Below are 13,331 nucleotides of genomic sequence, written 5' to 3' on the forward strand. Positions count from 1 at the left end.
TTTTACTCAGCGGCAACGGAGGGGCTCTTGTTGCCTCTGCCGTCGACCGTGTCGAGGTTCAAATCTGTGGTTTGACCCGGGAGAAAGAACTCGGTGATCCCGCGCGCGCCTTCATGGCGGCCTGCCTGAATGATCACGTCGATCGAGCCCTCGATGTAATCGATCATGTCGGCATAGGTCATCGGCACATCGGTTTTCAGGGCGGCGATGGCGAGGCGGCGAACAGCAAGTTGTGGGGTCTCGGCATGGAGCGTAGTCAGCGATCCACCGTGGCCGGTGTTGATTGCCTCGAGAAACGTCATCGCCTCGCGGCCCCGGACCTCGCCCAGCACGATCCGGTCGGGTCGCATCCGCAGGGTCGAGGCCAGAAGCACATCGGCGCTGCGGGCGTCCGCGTCCCGGTCCGCGATCAACGTTACGGCATTCGGCTGCTCGGGACGCAGCTCGGCTGCCTCCTCGATGGTGATGATCCGCTCCTCGGACGGGATCAGCGAGAGGATCTTGCGCGCCGCGACGGTCTTGCCGGTCGATGTGCCGCCCGAGACGATCATGTTGAGCTTGTTCTCAACGCAGAACCGCAGGGCTGCGTCGATATCGCCGGAGGCCACCACATCGCGCAGGGCGGCGTTGCGTTCGCGGCGCAGGCCTTCGAGGCTGCGTTCCTTTCCGTAGAGGAAGCTAAGCTTGATAGCCTCCAGCGGCAGCGAGGAGAAGAACCGCAGCGAGATGGAAAAACCACCCTCGACGGCCGGCGGCTGGATGACCTGCGCCCGGATCGGCCGGTCGCGATAGAGGATCGAGACCGAGACGATGGGTTTCTTGGTGCTGAGCGTCGTCGAGGCGGCCGAGGCTATCTGGTTGCCGAGGTCCTTGATCTCGGTCTGGGTGAGCGGCGTGCCGAGGCCCCGCATGAAGTGATCGCCCCGGAACTCGCCCCAGACCTGCCCGTCGGGGTTGATGCAGATCTCGATCGTGTCGTCCCGCTGCACGGGCGCGCCCAGCCGGTCGAGAGAGGCTTCGAGATAGCTCGCTGCCATGTCAGAAAATCTCCAGGTCGCGGTCGACCATGACCGTGATCCGGGTGCCCTGATCGACGTGGATCACGGGCCGGATCGCGAGATAGTCCTGCATGACGCTTTGGGTGCTGTCGCGCAGGTCCGTGCCCACATCGCTTGCGATATCGGCTGCTGCCTCATCCTCGATCTGACCGGCAGCGGCCGCGGGCAAGGCCCCGATCAGCGAGATCAGCGCGGCGGAGCCGAAGCGCTGTGCAAAACGAGTATCGACGAAACCGGTGGTGCCTGTGCGACCAAGCTCATCCCCGCCGAAGGCGCTGATTTCCACGGTCTGGTTGTCGGGCAGGATGACGCGGTCCCAGGCCACCATCACCCGCGATTGCGCGAGCGCCACATCGGAGCGATAGCGCCCCACAAGGCGCGCGCCGCGCGGGATCAGGACGCGCGTGCCGTCGAAGGAATGAACGTCTTCGGAGACGATGGCGCGGATGGCACCAGGCAGCGTGCTGTCGAGCGCCGTCTCGGTCACGGCCTGGATCATCGTGCCTTGCACGACGGTGTTGCCGGGGTTCACGATGACTTCGGCCCGTGTCACCTGCGCAGGTTGTGCGCCCGAACGAACAAAGGCTTCATCTGCATTCAGGCGTGCGGCTTCCAGCGTGTTCTCCCTATCCGCACCCGCGCCCATCCCGGAGAAGGCGATCATAGGAGACGCGATACGCTCTGCGCGGGCCTCAGCTTCAGCAGCGCGCCGCCTTTCGAGTTCGGCCAGCCGCAATTCTTCTTCACTTGGTCCCAATGAGGTCGGCTCTGGTGGTGCAAGCCGTGCAAGTTCCAAGTCCATGCGGAGCTGATCCAATTCGCGATCCCGCTCGGTCAGTTGCCGCTCGAGGGCACGCTGAGCCTCGGCGGATGCTTCCTGTAAGGTGGCAATTTGCGCCGTCAGGTCCGCAATAGCTTGCTCCGCCCCGCTGTCCGCGGCCTCGGCCGGTCTTGCGCGCAGGTCCTCGAGTTCCGCTCTTAATGTCGCAAGACTTTCCATCAGCGCGAGTTCCGACTCGCTCGGACCTGTGTCCGCAGGCGGGGCTTGGCTGGGCTCCGGGGCAGAAATCGGCGCCAGATCTCCGAATCCGGGGCCGTTGCTCTGAAACTCTTCCGGCGCGGCGGTCGCCATTGGTGTTTCTGCCGACGGCTGCAGGGCGGCCCACGCCAGACCACCTGCTGCGGCGATGCCGACGACTCCAAGGATCGCGGCAAGCGGCGCAGGCCGCTTGTTGGCCTTCGCTTTGCCCGTCGAACCTTCGAGAGCCGCGAGGCGCGCGGCGAGGTCTTCCGTACCTTCGGTCATGATGTGGCCTGTCCTGCGTCCTGGACGCAAACCACCTCTTCGCCAAGGCGAAGGACCCATTGTCGGTTGACGCCGGACACGCGGATGACGCCGTCACTCAAGGCTTGGCTGTTCACCGCGCGTTCCCTGCCGTTCGAATATCGGAAGATGGCGGGCACCGGCGCATTCCGTGCGAACCGGAAATACGTGAAGGTACCATCATCCCAGATGGCCGTCGGCGTGAACTCTTCTCGGGCGCTGACCGCATAGTTCGCATTCGGCGCATCGGCCGCAACCGCCCTGGTGGGTTGCACGCGGTTTTCAGGATAGCGGAACTGAACGACATAATGCGGCGTCTCCCGGGCTTCGACGACATGGAAGTAGTAGGAGCGACGGTTGGTGTAGACGGTGATGTTGGTGGCGACGCCAGATGCTGTTGGCTTGATGGCGAAGGCACGGCCACCCGGGACACCGTCGAATTGAAACCCGACCGTATCGCCGGCGATGATCGAGCGGATGGTTTCACCCTCACCGAATTCGACTGTGGTGACGCGGGTCAGAGTCGTGACGACACGGTAAACCTGGCCTTCAGTCCAGGTCGCGACGCGCACGCGATTGTCATGAGAACCTGGGCGGGGCGTAGTTTCGGCCAAAGCAGTCGTTCCCGCGAACGCGAGAATACTGGCGGCCAGCAGCGCAGAGATTGGAGTGCGGGTCATTCAGAACGGTCCGATCGGATGGCATACTGGGTGACGGTGAATCCGAAAGGGTTTTGCCAGACATCGTCGATCGCGCGGGTCCGCTCGGGCCGGAATTCGAACATCAACGTGGCAGTGAACGATCCATCCTGTACCCCTTGCGGGCTTGTCAGGCGCTTTCTGAGCCGCACCTGTGCGCGGTTATCGCCAATAAGGGTGATCGATGCGATCTCAACGGCCATCTCGGCCGCAGCCCCGTAACGCGTCGGAGGATAGCTGTCCTGCCCCGATGTCCACATCGCGCGCATGTTGGCCTCGGCCGATCCGGAAGACTGTGCGAGGACACGGCGGACACGAAGATCGTTGTCGAGCTGATTGTAGGTCTCGCGGTCGAGAATGTAGCGGTAGATTTGCGCTTCGATCACGGCAGGCCGTTCGGCGAGCGACACGGTTTCAACCGTGGCATTGGGGAGCGCCATCCCGGTCGCGGGATCGTAGGGCACAACCACGGGAGGCGGCGTCTCGACCATCAGCGCGACAGCCGCAGCCGTCAAACAGCCGAATACACCAAAACCTGCCCCGGAAAGGCCGATCACCCGCCAAAGCTGTTCCCGGCGCAGGGCACCGTAGACAAGTTCCTCTTCCACGAGTTCACGCGTACTCATCACGCCTGCCCCATTCATGGCTCAAGATCCGGCAAAGTGAAGTCCATGTAGCGGCGTTCTTCGGCGACGGTGGCGGCGTCAACCACGCCTGCATTGCCAGCGCCTAACGTTTGGATCGCTTCCAGCTCCCACATCCGGGTCATGGCGATGGCGAGTTCCGCCGTGACACGTGTGTTGTGATCGATCGAGGCTTTGGGATCCTCCATGTCCGGGATCATCTCGACCAGACGTTCCACCCGTTCGAGAGACTGTTCCGCTTCTGCGTGGCTGTTCTGCGCCGCCGCCGACATCACAGCACCTGTGGTTGCCCGCGTGGCCACGCCTTCAGCGCCCGGATTGCCGCTGGTGGCGATTTCGCGGAGAGAATCCTCGTCGAACCCGGCACTTGTCAGCGCCTGTTCCATCTGCGTGCGCATGGGCCCGGCATTGGGCCCGATGAGAGCGCTCCAATCGCCCGCCTGGATGCCTCGGATCAGGCCGGGGATGTCTTCGAAGTTGGCCTCAAGCAAGGTGTCGAGGTCCCCGCCCATGGCAAGTCCGAGGATGCTGCGCGGCCCGGTGAGCGAGGCATACATCTCGTTCAGCTGATCGAGTTGGCTTTGCAGCATGTCCAGTTGCTCCAACGCATTGTCCAGAAGATCCGTCTGGATCCCGAAATCCTGCAGCATCTGTTGAAGCTGGCGGATTTCCTGGGCAATGTTCTGAGTGTCCACCGTGGGCACACCCTGTGCCGCGACAGGTTCGGTGACATTGAGGGCAAGCGCGAGAGCGATGCTACCGGCGAAAAGGGAACGGGGCAGGCGCAGGTTCAACGCAAATCCTCCTGACTGAAATCCATGTATTGCCGCTCGGCAGCTTGCGCTGCCGCCAAGGCGATCTGCTCGGCGCTGAGTGGCTCGGTTCGGGCGGCCTTGATCCGGGTCCGGGTTGCGATCAGCCGAGCCAGTTCGGCCCGGGCATAGGTGTTGAGCGCGATGGCCTCGTGGAGATCCTCGGTCTCACCAATACGGGTGATGATGTCCTGAACCCGCAGTGCGGCGGCACGGACCGAGACCAGCGAATAGTCGCCATAGACCCCTGCGCCGTGGGCCGAGAGGCTGAAACTCGCGTTGGCGAGGAGCACAGGGTCGATGGTGCCGAGCGCATCGATGCCGCCCACGGCCGCGAGGTAGCTGTTGTACTGCTGCGGGATCACCACGACATAGTGCTGGGTTTCCGCGAAAGGCGGCACACCGCCATAATCCTGCACATTGCCAGGACCGGCGTTATAGGCGGCGAGCGCATGGATAATGTTGCCATCGAACATGTTCAGCATTTGTGCGAGGTATCGCGCACCGCCGGTGACCTGCAGATAGGGATCGTCGTAATAGGCCGGGTAGATCCCGAGATCGCCCGCGGTACCGGGCATGATCTGGGTAAGTCCGAAGGCCCCCGCGGGTGAGCGTGCCCCGATCTGGAAACGGCTTTCCTGCCAGATCAGCGCCTGCAAGAGACAGCGCCATTGCACGAGCGAAAGACCTGCGCGGCCGACCCCGGACAGACTATGGGTGTCGCTTGCTGCGCGGATGATCAGCTCCTCGATCCCCTCCCTGGCATCGCCGAACATCCGCGCTGCCGCTGGATTGGTGTCCTCGGGCGCATAAAGACTGGCGGCCGCGCTTTCGACGTCGTCTACCGCCCCCTGCCCCGCCTCGAGCCCCGCCACGGTTCCGGCCACGTCTCCAGCGCCAAGCGACATGGCATCCATCAGCCCTTCGAGGGAGGCGAGTTGCTGGCGCTCGATTTCGGCCAGTTCCTCCTCGCGGCTTAGCCGGACCTGCTGCAGTGCCAGGTCCCGATCGGTCTGCTCAAGGATGGCCTGCCGCTCTGCGAAGAGGCGCAGATCGAAGCTCGGCACGCCTTGGGCGACCGCTGGCTCCGCCGTGGGACCTGCCAGTGCAAAGCCGATCATCGAGAGAGGAAGCCAGGTCCGCATTGGCTCAGCCGCCCGCCCCCAAGAGGACGAAATCGCAGGCCGTGTCGCGGCGCGTAACCTCCGCCCCCATGGTCGAGATCGTGGCGGTGGCGGTTCCTGCCTGCGCAGGAGCCTCGCGAAAATTGAAGCAGTTGGCTTGCGGGGGGTTATGCTGCGCACAGGCTGTCATGGTCAGGCCGAGCCCGAGCAGCACGACGCTGCGAATGATGGTACGGGTCATGTCACTCTCCAGAAATCAGGACGTTCGCGATAATCGGCGCCGACAAGCGCTTCGCCCTTCTCCATTCCCCCAAGGATCGTCACGAGCGGGCCGAGCGCGCTGAGGTCGGCATCGATCACGACAGAACCACGGTCGTCGCGTACAAGCGCGAGCCGCGAGGCCGAGCCGACGCCCAGAAGCACGTCGAGCTCTTTCTCGGTCAGGCCGAGCATCGCGTAGTCAGCGGCGGAAGCACGAATGTTGGGCAAGAGCACCTGCGTCGGCACCGCTTCCACGATGGCCTTGCCGGTGCGCGTGCGCTCGAGCTGGCTGGCATATTGCGTCATCATCACGACGACGGCGTTCTGCTTGCGGGCGGTCACCAGCCAGTTGCTGAGTCGCTCCGCAAAGTAGGCGTTGTCGAGGGCTTTCCATGCCTCGTCGATGACGATGATGGTGGGCTTGCGGTCCTCGATCACCCGCTCGACCCGGCGGAAGAGGTAGGACAGGACCGCCATGCGTTCCCGCTCGCTCTCGGAATCGAGGATGCCGGTGAGGTCAAAGCCCGCGACGTCTCCATCGATGCTGAAACTGTCCTCGGCATTGGCCCCGAAGATCCAGCCGTAGCGACCCTCGGCCGTCCATTCCTGCATACGCTCGAAGAGATCGCCCTCGTCATCGGTCGAGACCAGCAGCGAGGCGAAATCCGACCAGTTACGTAGGCCCGCATGTCCTGCGCTGGCGTTCTGGCGCACGACTTCCTGCAGTCGGATGGTCTGAACCGGGATCAGCGGTCGATCGCGCCGCTCCAAGAGGCTCGCGAGCCAATCAGCAAGCCATGCCTGGCCCCGCACGTCGATCTCGGTCTGGAGCGGATTGAGGCCCGTGGGGCGCCCCGCCCGCACGGTCGAATAGCTGCCGCCGAGCGCGCGGACGGCCATCTCCATCCCCGCGCGATAGTCGAATACGAAGACCCGCGCACCTGCCCGCCGTGCCATGGTCATCAGGAAAGCCGCCAGGACGGATTTGCCGGAGCCGGGACGGCCGAGGATCAGCGTGTGGCCTCCCGTGGGCTCGCGATCCGGCGCGCCCTGTTCGTGGAAGTTGAAGCGAAAACCGCTGCGCTCGGGTGTGGGAAAGAGCGTGATCGGAACGCCCCAAGGGACTTCCCGCCCGGTTTTGCCGAGCGGTGTGCGGTGGAAGGTGGCGAGATCGGCGAAGTTGTGGTTCGTGATCGCGGCCTTGCGGCTGCGCGCCCCGGTATTCCCCGGATGCTGCGCCATGAAATGCGCCCGCGCCCCGAAGGCCTCCGAGATCAGGTTGATCCCGGAAGTGGCGGAGATGTTGCGGATTTCGGCCGCGATGTCGTCAAGCGCCGTCTGGGTGCGGGCATAGACGGCCACGGTCATGTGGTGCTCGCCGAAGATCAGGCGTTTGGATTCCAGATCGTCTTGGGCGAGTTCCAACTCTTGCGCGAGGCTGACAGCCCCGTCATTGGCGGCTTGCATCAGGCGCAGCTGCCGCTTGATGCGACCCGCCATGATGTTGGCGTTGATCGGCACGAAGGAATGCGTGACCACCATGTCGACGGGCAGGTTCAGCTCGTCGAGCATCAGGCTGTCGGTCTTGGCGGGATAGTTCTTCACCGCGAAGATCGCGCCGAGCTTGTCGCCGACGGCGCCGTCGGAGAGCGCGATGGTCGTGCCGCGGAAGGTGACGCGGGTATTGGCCACGTCCTCGGCAATCACGCCGAGGCGCGACCGCGGGAACAGCGGATGTTCTTCGCCCGTGTTGAGCGAGCCGAGGAAGCCCAGAAGCTCGCCGGTGCTGGCGGCAAGCAGCCGGGGCTTCAACTCGTTGAGCGACGACAGGAGAAACCCCACGACCTCGTCGAGCTTGCGCAAGCGCCGTGTCGTGTCCGCTGCATATCGCGCACGCGACGCCCCCAGACCGAAGGGCAAGCGGCTGCCGGTCTCGGGACGTTTCAGCACCGTCAGGGTCAGTGTCTTGTCACGCAGGCCGGCCTGACCCAGATGCGCGCGCCAGCGTTGATCGACGGCAGCCGCAAACCCCTCGCCCGGAACGGGCGGCAGGGTCACATCGACCGCTTTCGAGACCTTGTGCAGGTAGAAGGAGAACTCCGTCCCCACCTGCGCGACGATCCCGGCGAGAAGCCCGCCGATCCGGTCGAGATGCGCATCCTCGCTCGTGGTGCTGTTCACCCCTTCGAGACGGATACACTGCATCAGCTCGTTGCCGCGCGTCCGGATCGTCCGGTCGGTGACAAGGCTGACATAAGGCAGCATCAACGAGAGCCGCTTCTCGCCCTTGACCCATGCGGGCAGCGCGGTGAGCGGATCGAGACCTTCCGCGACGTCATCGGCCAGTCCATCACGGGGCATAGCTGTCGCCTCCGTGAAGCTTGCGGTTCGCCGTGGGCGGGGTTTCTTGCAAGGTGATCACCAGGACGTCGAGGAAGTTCGGATCCCAGTCCGCGGCCTTCCAGAGCGCCGGCCAGGCCAGCCCCGCAAAGACGGCCACTACCCAGCTCTGCACCCAGAGGAACAGGAGCGTCGAGCCGAAGAGCCAGACCATTGCGTACATGATCGGCAAGCCCATCAGCTTGGGTGGCCTGAGAAGGCCGATGAACACGCGGGACTGGTCAGCCATGGATGGAGCTCAGGTGGTCCAGATGGCGGCGACGATGGTGGGTGCTGCGGCGATGCCCGCGATTGCAACCACGACCCACAGCGCCTGACGGAAGTCGAGGATGCCAAAGAGCCAGGAAAGGAACACCCCGATCAGCGCAAGCGTTCCGATCACGATCCCCAAGGGACCGGTGATCGCATCGACAATGCCTTGAAGCAGGGTCTGCACCGGCGAGAGGTCAATGCTCTGCGCAAGCGCTGGACTTGCCAGCACGATAAGGGCTATCGCGCCGAGCGCGACGATCGAAGGTCTCGATGTCATGAAAGATCTCCTCTGAGCCGCTCAAACACGGCAGTCACACGGGCCACATGCCCTTGGGTTTCTCGAAAGGGGGGGGATGCCGCCGTGGCGTGTGACCGCCTCAGGGCCAGCGTTGTACGCCGCAAGGGCCAGAGAGCCCTCGCCGAACTGGTCGAGCATCATCAGCAAGTAGCGGGCTGATCCGTCGAGGTTCTGCGCAATGCCATGTGGGTCCACGCCGAGATCGCGGGCGGTATCCGGCATAAGCTGGCCAAGGCCTATGGCACCGACAGGGCTACGTGCAGCCGGATTGTATGCGCTCTCGACTTCGATATTGGCCCGGTAAAGGAGCGCCCAATCAGTGACTGAAAGCCCTGCGCGACGCAGCGCATCATGCCCGGCATACCGCAGAGCCGTGGTCTCGATCGCATGGAGGATTTCTGGGGTGGCGCGGGCGGCGGATCGAGCCGGGATCGCTGTCTCGCTCGTTGCGTCAGGAACGCGAGGTTCTGCGAAGAGAAAAAGGCGCCCGTTTGCCTCTTGAGAAGAGGAAATCAATTGGCCGTCTGGGCCAACCGAAAAGATGAAACCGTCGGCCAGGGCCGGGGGCGCGGAACAAACGCCTGTACCCAAAGCAACGACGAGCGCAGTCGCGCGGTCAGCTGCCTTTGACCGGAGGCGCGGCGTGGCGCTCGCGGCCACCTTCTTCAAGTGGGATGCTAGCGGTCGTACAGCCCATGTCGGCCAGGAAACTGACAAGGCCAACGATGGTTTTGAAGTCGCGGAGCTTGAGGACGCTTCGGCTGGTGACGAGCATCTTATCGTCACGCCCATCAGCGGCGACGGCGCGGATGACCCACGAGCCGTACCAGCTGTTATGGCGCTTCTCTGCTCTCTCCTTGCAGACCACCTCAATGAGGTAGCCCTCGGCGAGCAAGCCGCGCAGTCCGTCTTCTGTAACCACATTCGGGGCTTCTTCTATCATGGCCTTCCCTTGGGTCCTTGTTCTGCCTGGGTGCAGTATCAGGCCCACGGGGTCGCAACACCGTGAGCGATACAAAACAACATTAATGATAGCAAGACAATAATAACGTGTTGACGAAGTTCGCCTTGCTCCGATAACGGTGATAGCCGACAGAATGATAATCTTAAAGGCGGCAAAGGAGTTTTGCCCTGCGCTTGTTTATTGCGCGCAACGCACTGTTGCTGTTCGCGTTCCTGCTTGGAAGCATGCCGATAGCCGCGGCAGCAGATTGCGTACCTCCCGAACGACCGTTCTTGCCTCAGTCTCGGGAAGACATTCGAGAATATGCCGATCTGCTGCGTTCCGATTTCGAGGGCTACATCGCCGACATCCAGGACTACTTCCGCTGTCTTGATGCCGAGCGCCAACGAGCGTTTCAGGAGGCGCGCGAGGTCAGTGAGGACTATGGAAGGTTGGTCGAGCTATTGGATTGAGGAAACGCATGGCTTAGCCGCCGTCGAGATCCTCGTAGTAGACGAGCGCGGGCATGTTGCGGCGCTGGTGCACGATGCGCAGGATGACTGCCGCGCCATCCGCCGCATCGAGCCGCTTGTAGAAGATAACGTGACGCTGGCAGTTGACGGATCGCATCCCCGGGACGAAGAGATTCCTGTCCCGACCCCGGTCGGGATCCCCGGTGATTTGCTCGAAGGCGGTGACCAACTGGCGGTAATAGACGAGCCATTGGTCCCTACCCCAGGTCTCGACGGTGTAGGCACGGATCTCTTCAAGGTCGGCCCTGGCCCGACCGGAAAGCCGAATAGTCATGTGGGTCAGCGATCAAACGCATCCGGTTCGAAGGCATGAGCATCGAACTCGGCGAAATCCCCATTTTCCGCCACGGAGGCTGCTTCCTCTAGGTCGGCCTTGAGGGAATAGAACTGCCGGGCGCCATCCTTCTCCATCAGCATCCTTACGCCGGCCCGCACGACTTCGCTCAGATTGGCGTAGGCGCCGGACTCGATCTGCGCCTGCACATATTTCTGCATCGGCTCGGTCAGGTGGATGTTTGGCATCAGACTCTCCTATCCATGCTCAATCATAGCAGATACTGACATAAATATTCAACCTCATGCTCGATCCCACTTAGGCCCCAAAATAGGCTCGCTGCCCCCTTCCGTCCTTCTGCCCCGGAGTCCAGCCGGAGAACCGGGCTCGACAGTTTTCCGACACTGCCCTTCCCGGGACCATGGGCGCTGCGACACGCCGTTTGACGGGCTCATCCGGTTTGTTCTTCCGTGACCGCTTACATGGCCGCATTGGAACGCTTCATTTGCATTTAGTAACAAGTGTTTGTTTGGCAATGGACGTGAAAGGAGGCCGCAATTTTGGCCGCTTTCAAGACACCACAAGAGCCCAAACCGGCGTCAGATCTTGGAAGCCGGTAAGCGACAAAAGCGAACAATCGCATGTCACCATCAATCAAATCTCCTTGCTATCATTAATGTTGTTTCGTATCGCTGCACCATTATAGATGGAGTCGGCATCATGAAGCACGTGATCCACGGCGTGGCAACAGCCACGGCAATAAGCATATCCGGACTAATGGCCTCGTCCGGTCCGGCTCAGGCCTATCAGGTGGACTGTGCAATCCTCCTCTGCCTTGCGGGGGGCTGGCCTGCCTCCGCGCCCTGCGCGCATGCTAGAGCGGTCTTCATTCGGCGGATCACACCATGGCCAATCGAGCCGCCCTTGCAAATTTGGCGGTGTCCGATGGGTGTGTCGTTCAACGATCCCAACCCGATGTCGCCCATGGAACGCCTTTATGAGATCACGTTCCGCGATCCGCCCGAACCGCAGGAATTGACTCCGATACCACTTGTCCGCGTCCAAGCGGATGAACAAGCCGACATCGACATCTCAGGCGACGCCTTTGATTTCGTGCGCAGCATTCGCGTGTATCACATCCAGTACCGCCAGCATGAAAACCGAGATGGTGACTGCAATCGCAGTGATTCCACGCGATTGGGGTCCTACGGCGTGCAAGGCGATTACCGATGGACAAGATCCGACGTGAGCCAAGTGCCGACCGCATCCGGCCTGAGCATCCCGAATGGATGCGGCAGCTACTTCTACCGCTCCGTCTTCGTCGACTGGCGTGATCACGCCGGGAACTATGGTTCTGAAGAAGTTCGCTACTGACAAAATCTGCGCGCGGTTTTGCCGCGCGCGTCCTCACAACCCCGCACGGGAGGCTGTGCAAAACCCCTGAAAAGGAGACGACGCCAGACCGTGAAGCCTGACGCCGTGCTAGAAAACTCCGTGAACAAGAGTTTCCTAGCGCACCGCTAAAACACCTGCAACCAGCAAAGTTGTTTTGCTGGCAAGAATGTTGTTGTCTCACGACATGGCGTCGGATCTCCAAGGAGACCTCGACCATGGAACCTACGACCGGCCTGATCCTGCGACGGATTACGCAGACAAATCTCTCTGTTGCAGCCCACAAGCTTGCCACCCTCATCCTCGACGCCATCGCCTGGAAGGATGGCTACAACGGTTTTTCGCGCGGAACTGCAGCCTTCACCCTCTCGGCCCTGGCGGAGAAGATGGGTGTTTCACGACAATATCTTTCGGTTCTTTTGAGCGAACTTGAGACGTCGGAGTTGCAGCTCGAGCGGGCAAAGCCGAATGGAAAGTTCGCGCCCTGGATATTTCGGTTTTCCGCCTTCGACGAGGAGAGTGAAACCCATGATCTCGTGTCAGGTGAAGGCGACACATCACTATCTAGAGATAATAATAACAAAACTATCTTCTCAGGGCTGATCGATATCACCGCGAGTTCGAACGTTTTTCAGACCAGTTGGGCAGAGCTCATCAAAGCAGCGAAGGCCACGTTGCCCTGCTGGAACATCGACACCCAGGTCATCTGGGATCGCTTCCTCGCCTTCAACCGGTCCCGAGGCAACGGCAGGGTGCCGGCCGGCTTCCTGCTTGGCTTCATGCGCCGATGGCGAAATTCGTCGGGAACTCCAACTCGTCCCGCGGTCAAGCCGCCCGCGAGACCAATAACGGACCCCAAAGAGCGCGAATTGCTGAGACAGATGCAAGCCGCACCAACTGCGAACCGCCAGTTCCACGCGTCCGACTTGTGTCGCTTGATCGGACACGCTGCCTACGAAGCGCGGGTGCTCGATGTGATCCGCAAGTTTGGGTGCCAGAGGTTTTCAGCAACTTTGGCGGTGCACGGAAGAGCGGTGTTGGCAGGGGAAATATCCAGATGATCCGCTGGCGGCAGCACCTGTAGGGAGTAAGAGCCAGCGTACTCGCTCCCGCAATGGATTAGTGCCTATCTCGCTCTGCTATACGGGTGGTCAGGTCCCAGCAGGTATGGGAGGCTGGTTTTTCAAATGTTTAGGGGGGTGTCTGCAAATCGTGTTGGGATGTTGCGGGGCCTCTCGAAGGTAAGCGACGTCTCCGCCCCATTGATGTTCCGCTTGCGGTCGCCCGCTCGGTGGCGCTGTCGACTGGCGTTTGCGGA

The 13,331-nt window shown here is 62.1% G+C and carries 16 protein-coding genes and 1 pseudogene; 3 read left to right on the forward strand and 14 right to left on the reverse strand.

Annotation, left to right across the window (positions count from 1 at the left end; all coding sequences use genetic code 11):
• Positions 1–2: 2 nt before the first annotated feature.
• The 12 genes and pseudogenes from EAE28_RS20035 to EAE28_RS20090 all read right to left on the reverse strand — a co-directional run bounded on the left by EAE28_RS20035 (position 3) and on the right by EAE28_RS20090 (position 9,814).
• Entirely contained in the window at positions 3–1,037 is a 1,035-nt protein-coding gene (locus EAE28_RS20035) for an ATPase, T2SS/T4P/T4SS family (RefSeq protein ID WP_127109587.1), read from the reverse strand.
• Position 1,038: 1 nt separating this feature from the next.
• Positions 1,039–2,364, reverse strand: coding sequence for a TraB/TrbI/VirB10 family type IV secretion system protein (locus tag EAE28_RS20040; protein WP_127109590.1), 1,326 nt, complete (start codon positions 2,362–2,364; stop codon positions 1,039–1,041).
• Positions 2,361–3,062, reverse strand: coding sequence for a TrbG/VirB9 family P-type conjugative transfer protein (locus EAE28_RS20045; RefSeq protein ID WP_164736715.1), 702 nt, complete (start codon positions 3,060–3,062; stop codon positions 2,361–2,363). The genes EAE28_RS20040 and EAE28_RS20045 overlap by 4 nt, the downstream gene beginning before the upstream one ends.
• Complete coding sequence (locus EAE28_RS20050) at positions 3,059–3,706, reverse strand: VirB8 family type IV secretion system protein (RefSeq protein WP_127109592.1); 648 nt, start codon at positions 3,704–3,706, stop codon at positions 3,059–3,061. Before EAE28_RS20050 ends, EAE28_RS20045 begins: the two co-directional genes overlap by 4 nt.
• A gap of 14 nt (positions 3,707–3,720) precedes the next feature.
• Positions 3,721–4,518, reverse strand: a complete 798-nt coding sequence (locus EAE28_RS20055) for a type IV secretion system protein (protein WP_127109594.1) — start codon at positions 4,516–4,518, stop codon at positions 3,721–3,723.
• Complete coding sequence (locus EAE28_RS20060; RefSeq protein ID WP_127109596.1) at positions 4,515–5,681, reverse strand: lytic transglycosylase domain-containing protein; 1,167 nt, start codon at positions 5,679–5,681, stop codon at positions 4,515–4,517. The genes EAE28_RS20055 and EAE28_RS20060 overlap by 4 nt, the downstream gene beginning before the upstream one ends.
• Before the next feature lie 4 nt (positions 5,682–5,685).
• A complete protein-coding gene (locus tag EAE28_RS20065; RefSeq protein WP_127109598.1) occupies positions 5,686–5,901 on the reverse strand; it encodes a hypothetical protein in 216 nt (71 codons plus the stop codon).
• Positions 5,898–8,282, reverse strand: coding sequence for a VirB4 family type IV secretion/conjugal transfer ATPase (locus EAE28_RS20070; RefSeq protein ID WP_127109600.1), 2,385 nt, complete (start codon positions 8,280–8,282; stop codon positions 5,898–5,900). The genes EAE28_RS20065 and EAE28_RS20070 overlap by 4 nt, the downstream gene beginning before the upstream one ends.
• Entirely contained in the window at positions 8,272–8,550 is a 279-nt protein-coding gene (locus tag EAE28_RS20075; RefSeq protein ID WP_071676063.1) for a VirB3 family type IV secretion system protein, read from the reverse strand. Before EAE28_RS20075 ends, EAE28_RS20070 begins: the two co-directional genes overlap by 11 nt.
• 9 nt (positions 8,551–8,559) lie before the next feature.
• Entirely contained in the window at positions 8,560–8,850 is a 291-nt protein-coding gene (locus EAE28_RS20080) for a TrbC/VirB2 family protein (RefSeq protein ID WP_127109602.1), read from the reverse strand.
• Positions 8,847–9,531: pseudogene (locus tag EAE28_RS20085) on the reverse strand (lytic transglycosylase domain-containing protein). The gene EAE28_RS20080 and the pseudogene EAE28_RS20085 overlap by 4 nt, the downstream one beginning before the upstream one ends.
• Complete coding sequence (locus tag EAE28_RS20090) at positions 9,488–9,814, reverse strand: hypothetical protein (RefSeq protein WP_127109604.1); 327 nt, start codon at positions 9,812–9,814, stop codon at positions 9,488–9,490. Before EAE28_RS20090 ends, EAE28_RS20085 begins: the two are co-directional and overlap by 44 nt.
• Before the next feature lie 245 nt (positions 9,815–10,059).
• Between EAE28_RS20090 and EAE28_RS20095 the strand changes: the two genes are divergently transcribed.
• Complete coding sequence (locus EAE28_RS20095; protein ID WP_127109626.1) at positions 10,060–10,287, forward strand: hypothetical protein; 228 nt, start codon at positions 10,060–10,062, stop codon at positions 10,285–10,287.
• 13 nt (positions 10,288–10,300) lie between these two features.
• Here EAE28_RS20095 and EAE28_RS20100 read toward each other — a convergent pair whose 3' ends face one another.
• Together EAE28_RS20100 and EAE28_RS20105 are read right to left on the reverse strand one after the other, a co-directional pair.
• Complete coding sequence (locus EAE28_RS20100; RefSeq protein ID WP_127109606.1) at positions 10,301–10,621, reverse strand: type II toxin-antitoxin system RelE/ParE family toxin; 321 nt, start codon at positions 10,619–10,621, stop codon at positions 10,301–10,303.
• Positions 10,622–10,626: 5 nt separating this feature from the next.
• Entirely contained in the window at positions 10,627–10,869 is a 243-nt protein-coding gene (locus EAE28_RS20105) for a type II toxin-antitoxin system ParD family antitoxin (protein WP_127109608.1), read from the reverse strand.
• Between the two features lie 529 nt (positions 10,870–11,398).
• On the opposite strand from EAE28_RS20105, the gene EAE28_RS20110 reads away from it, so the two are divergent.
• Positions 11,399–11,995: a hypothetical protein gene (locus EAE28_RS20110; RefSeq protein ID WP_425466781.1), complete on the forward strand. Its 597-nt coding sequence runs from the start codon at positions 11,399–11,401 to the stop codon at positions 11,993–11,995.
• Positions 11,996–12,231: 236 nt separating this feature from the next.
• On the forward strand, positions 12,232–13,074 hold the full coding sequence (locus EAE28_RS20115) for a hypothetical protein (protein ID WP_127109612.1): 843 nt from the start codon (positions 12,232–12,234) through the stop codon (positions 13,072–13,074).
• Positions 13,075–13,331: the final 257 nt, after the last annotated feature.

Origin of the sequence: Pararhodobacter zhoushanensis (genome assembly GCF_003990445.1) — a bacterium.
Lineage (GTDB): Bacteria > Pseudomonadota > Alphaproteobacteria > Rhodobacterales > Rhodobacteraceae > Pararhodobacter > Pararhodobacter zhoushanensis.

Bases quoted from the DNA above. Each gene is read 5' to 3' on its own strand.
- EAE28_RS20035 (WP_127109587.1), bottom strand. From the start codon at position 1,037: ATGGCAGCGAGCTATCTCGAAGCCTCTCTCGACCGGCTGGGCGCGCCC.
- EAE28_RS20065 (WP_127109598.1), bottom strand. From the start codon at position 5,901: ATGACCCGTACCATCATTCGCAGCGTCGTGCTGCTCGGGCTCGGCCTG.
- EAE28_RS20075 (WP_071676063.1), bottom strand. From the start codon at position 8,550: ATGGCTGACCAGTCCCGCGTGTTCATCGGCCTTCTCAGGCCACCCAAG.
- EAE28_RS20110 (WP_425466781.1), top strand. From the start codon at position 11,399: ATGGCCTCGTCCGGTCCGGCTCAGGCCTATCAGGTGGACTGTGCAATC.
- EAE28_RS20060 (WP_127109596.1), bottom strand. From the start codon at position 5,681: ATGCGGACCTGGCTTCCTCTCTCGATGATCGGCTTTGCACTGGCAGGT.
- EAE28_RS20095 (WP_127109626.1), top strand. From the start codon at position 10,060: ATGCCGATAGCCGCGGCAGCAGATTGCGTACCTCCCGAACGACCGTTC.
- EAE28_RS20080 (WP_127109602.1), bottom strand. From the start codon at position 8,850: ATGACATCGAGACCTTCGATCGTCGCGCTCGGCGCGATAGCCCTTATC.
- EAE28_RS20040 (WP_127109590.1), bottom strand. From the start codon at position 2,364: ATGACCGAAGGTACGGAAGACCTCGCCGCGCGCCTCGCGGCTCTCGAA.
- EAE28_RS20045 (WP_164736715.1), bottom strand. From the start codon at position 3,062: ATGACCCGCACTCCAATCTCTGCGCTGCTGGCCGCCAGTATTCTCGCG.
- EAE28_RS20050 (WP_127109592.1), bottom strand. From the start codon at position 3,706: ATGAGTACGCGTGAACTCGTGGAAGAGGAACTTGTCTACGGTGCCCTG.
- EAE28_RS20070 (WP_127109600.1), bottom strand. From the start codon at position 8,282: ATGCCCCGTGATGGACTGGCCGATGACGTCGCGGAAGGTCTCGATCCG.
- EAE28_RS20115 (WP_127109612.1), top strand. From the start codon at position 12,232: ATGGAACCTACGACCGGCCTGATCCTGCGACGGATTACGCAGACAAAT.
- EAE28_RS20090 (WP_127109604.1), bottom strand. From the start codon at position 9,814: ATGATAGAAGAAGCCCCGAATGTGGTTACAGAAGACGGACTGCGCGGC.
- EAE28_RS20105 (WP_127109608.1), bottom strand. From the start codon at position 10,869: ATGCCAAACATCCACCTGACCGAGCCGATGCAGAAATATGTGCAGGCG.
- EAE28_RS20100 (WP_127109606.1), bottom strand. From the start codon at position 10,621: ATGACTATTCGGCTTTCCGGTCGGGCCAGGGCCGACCTTGAAGAGATC.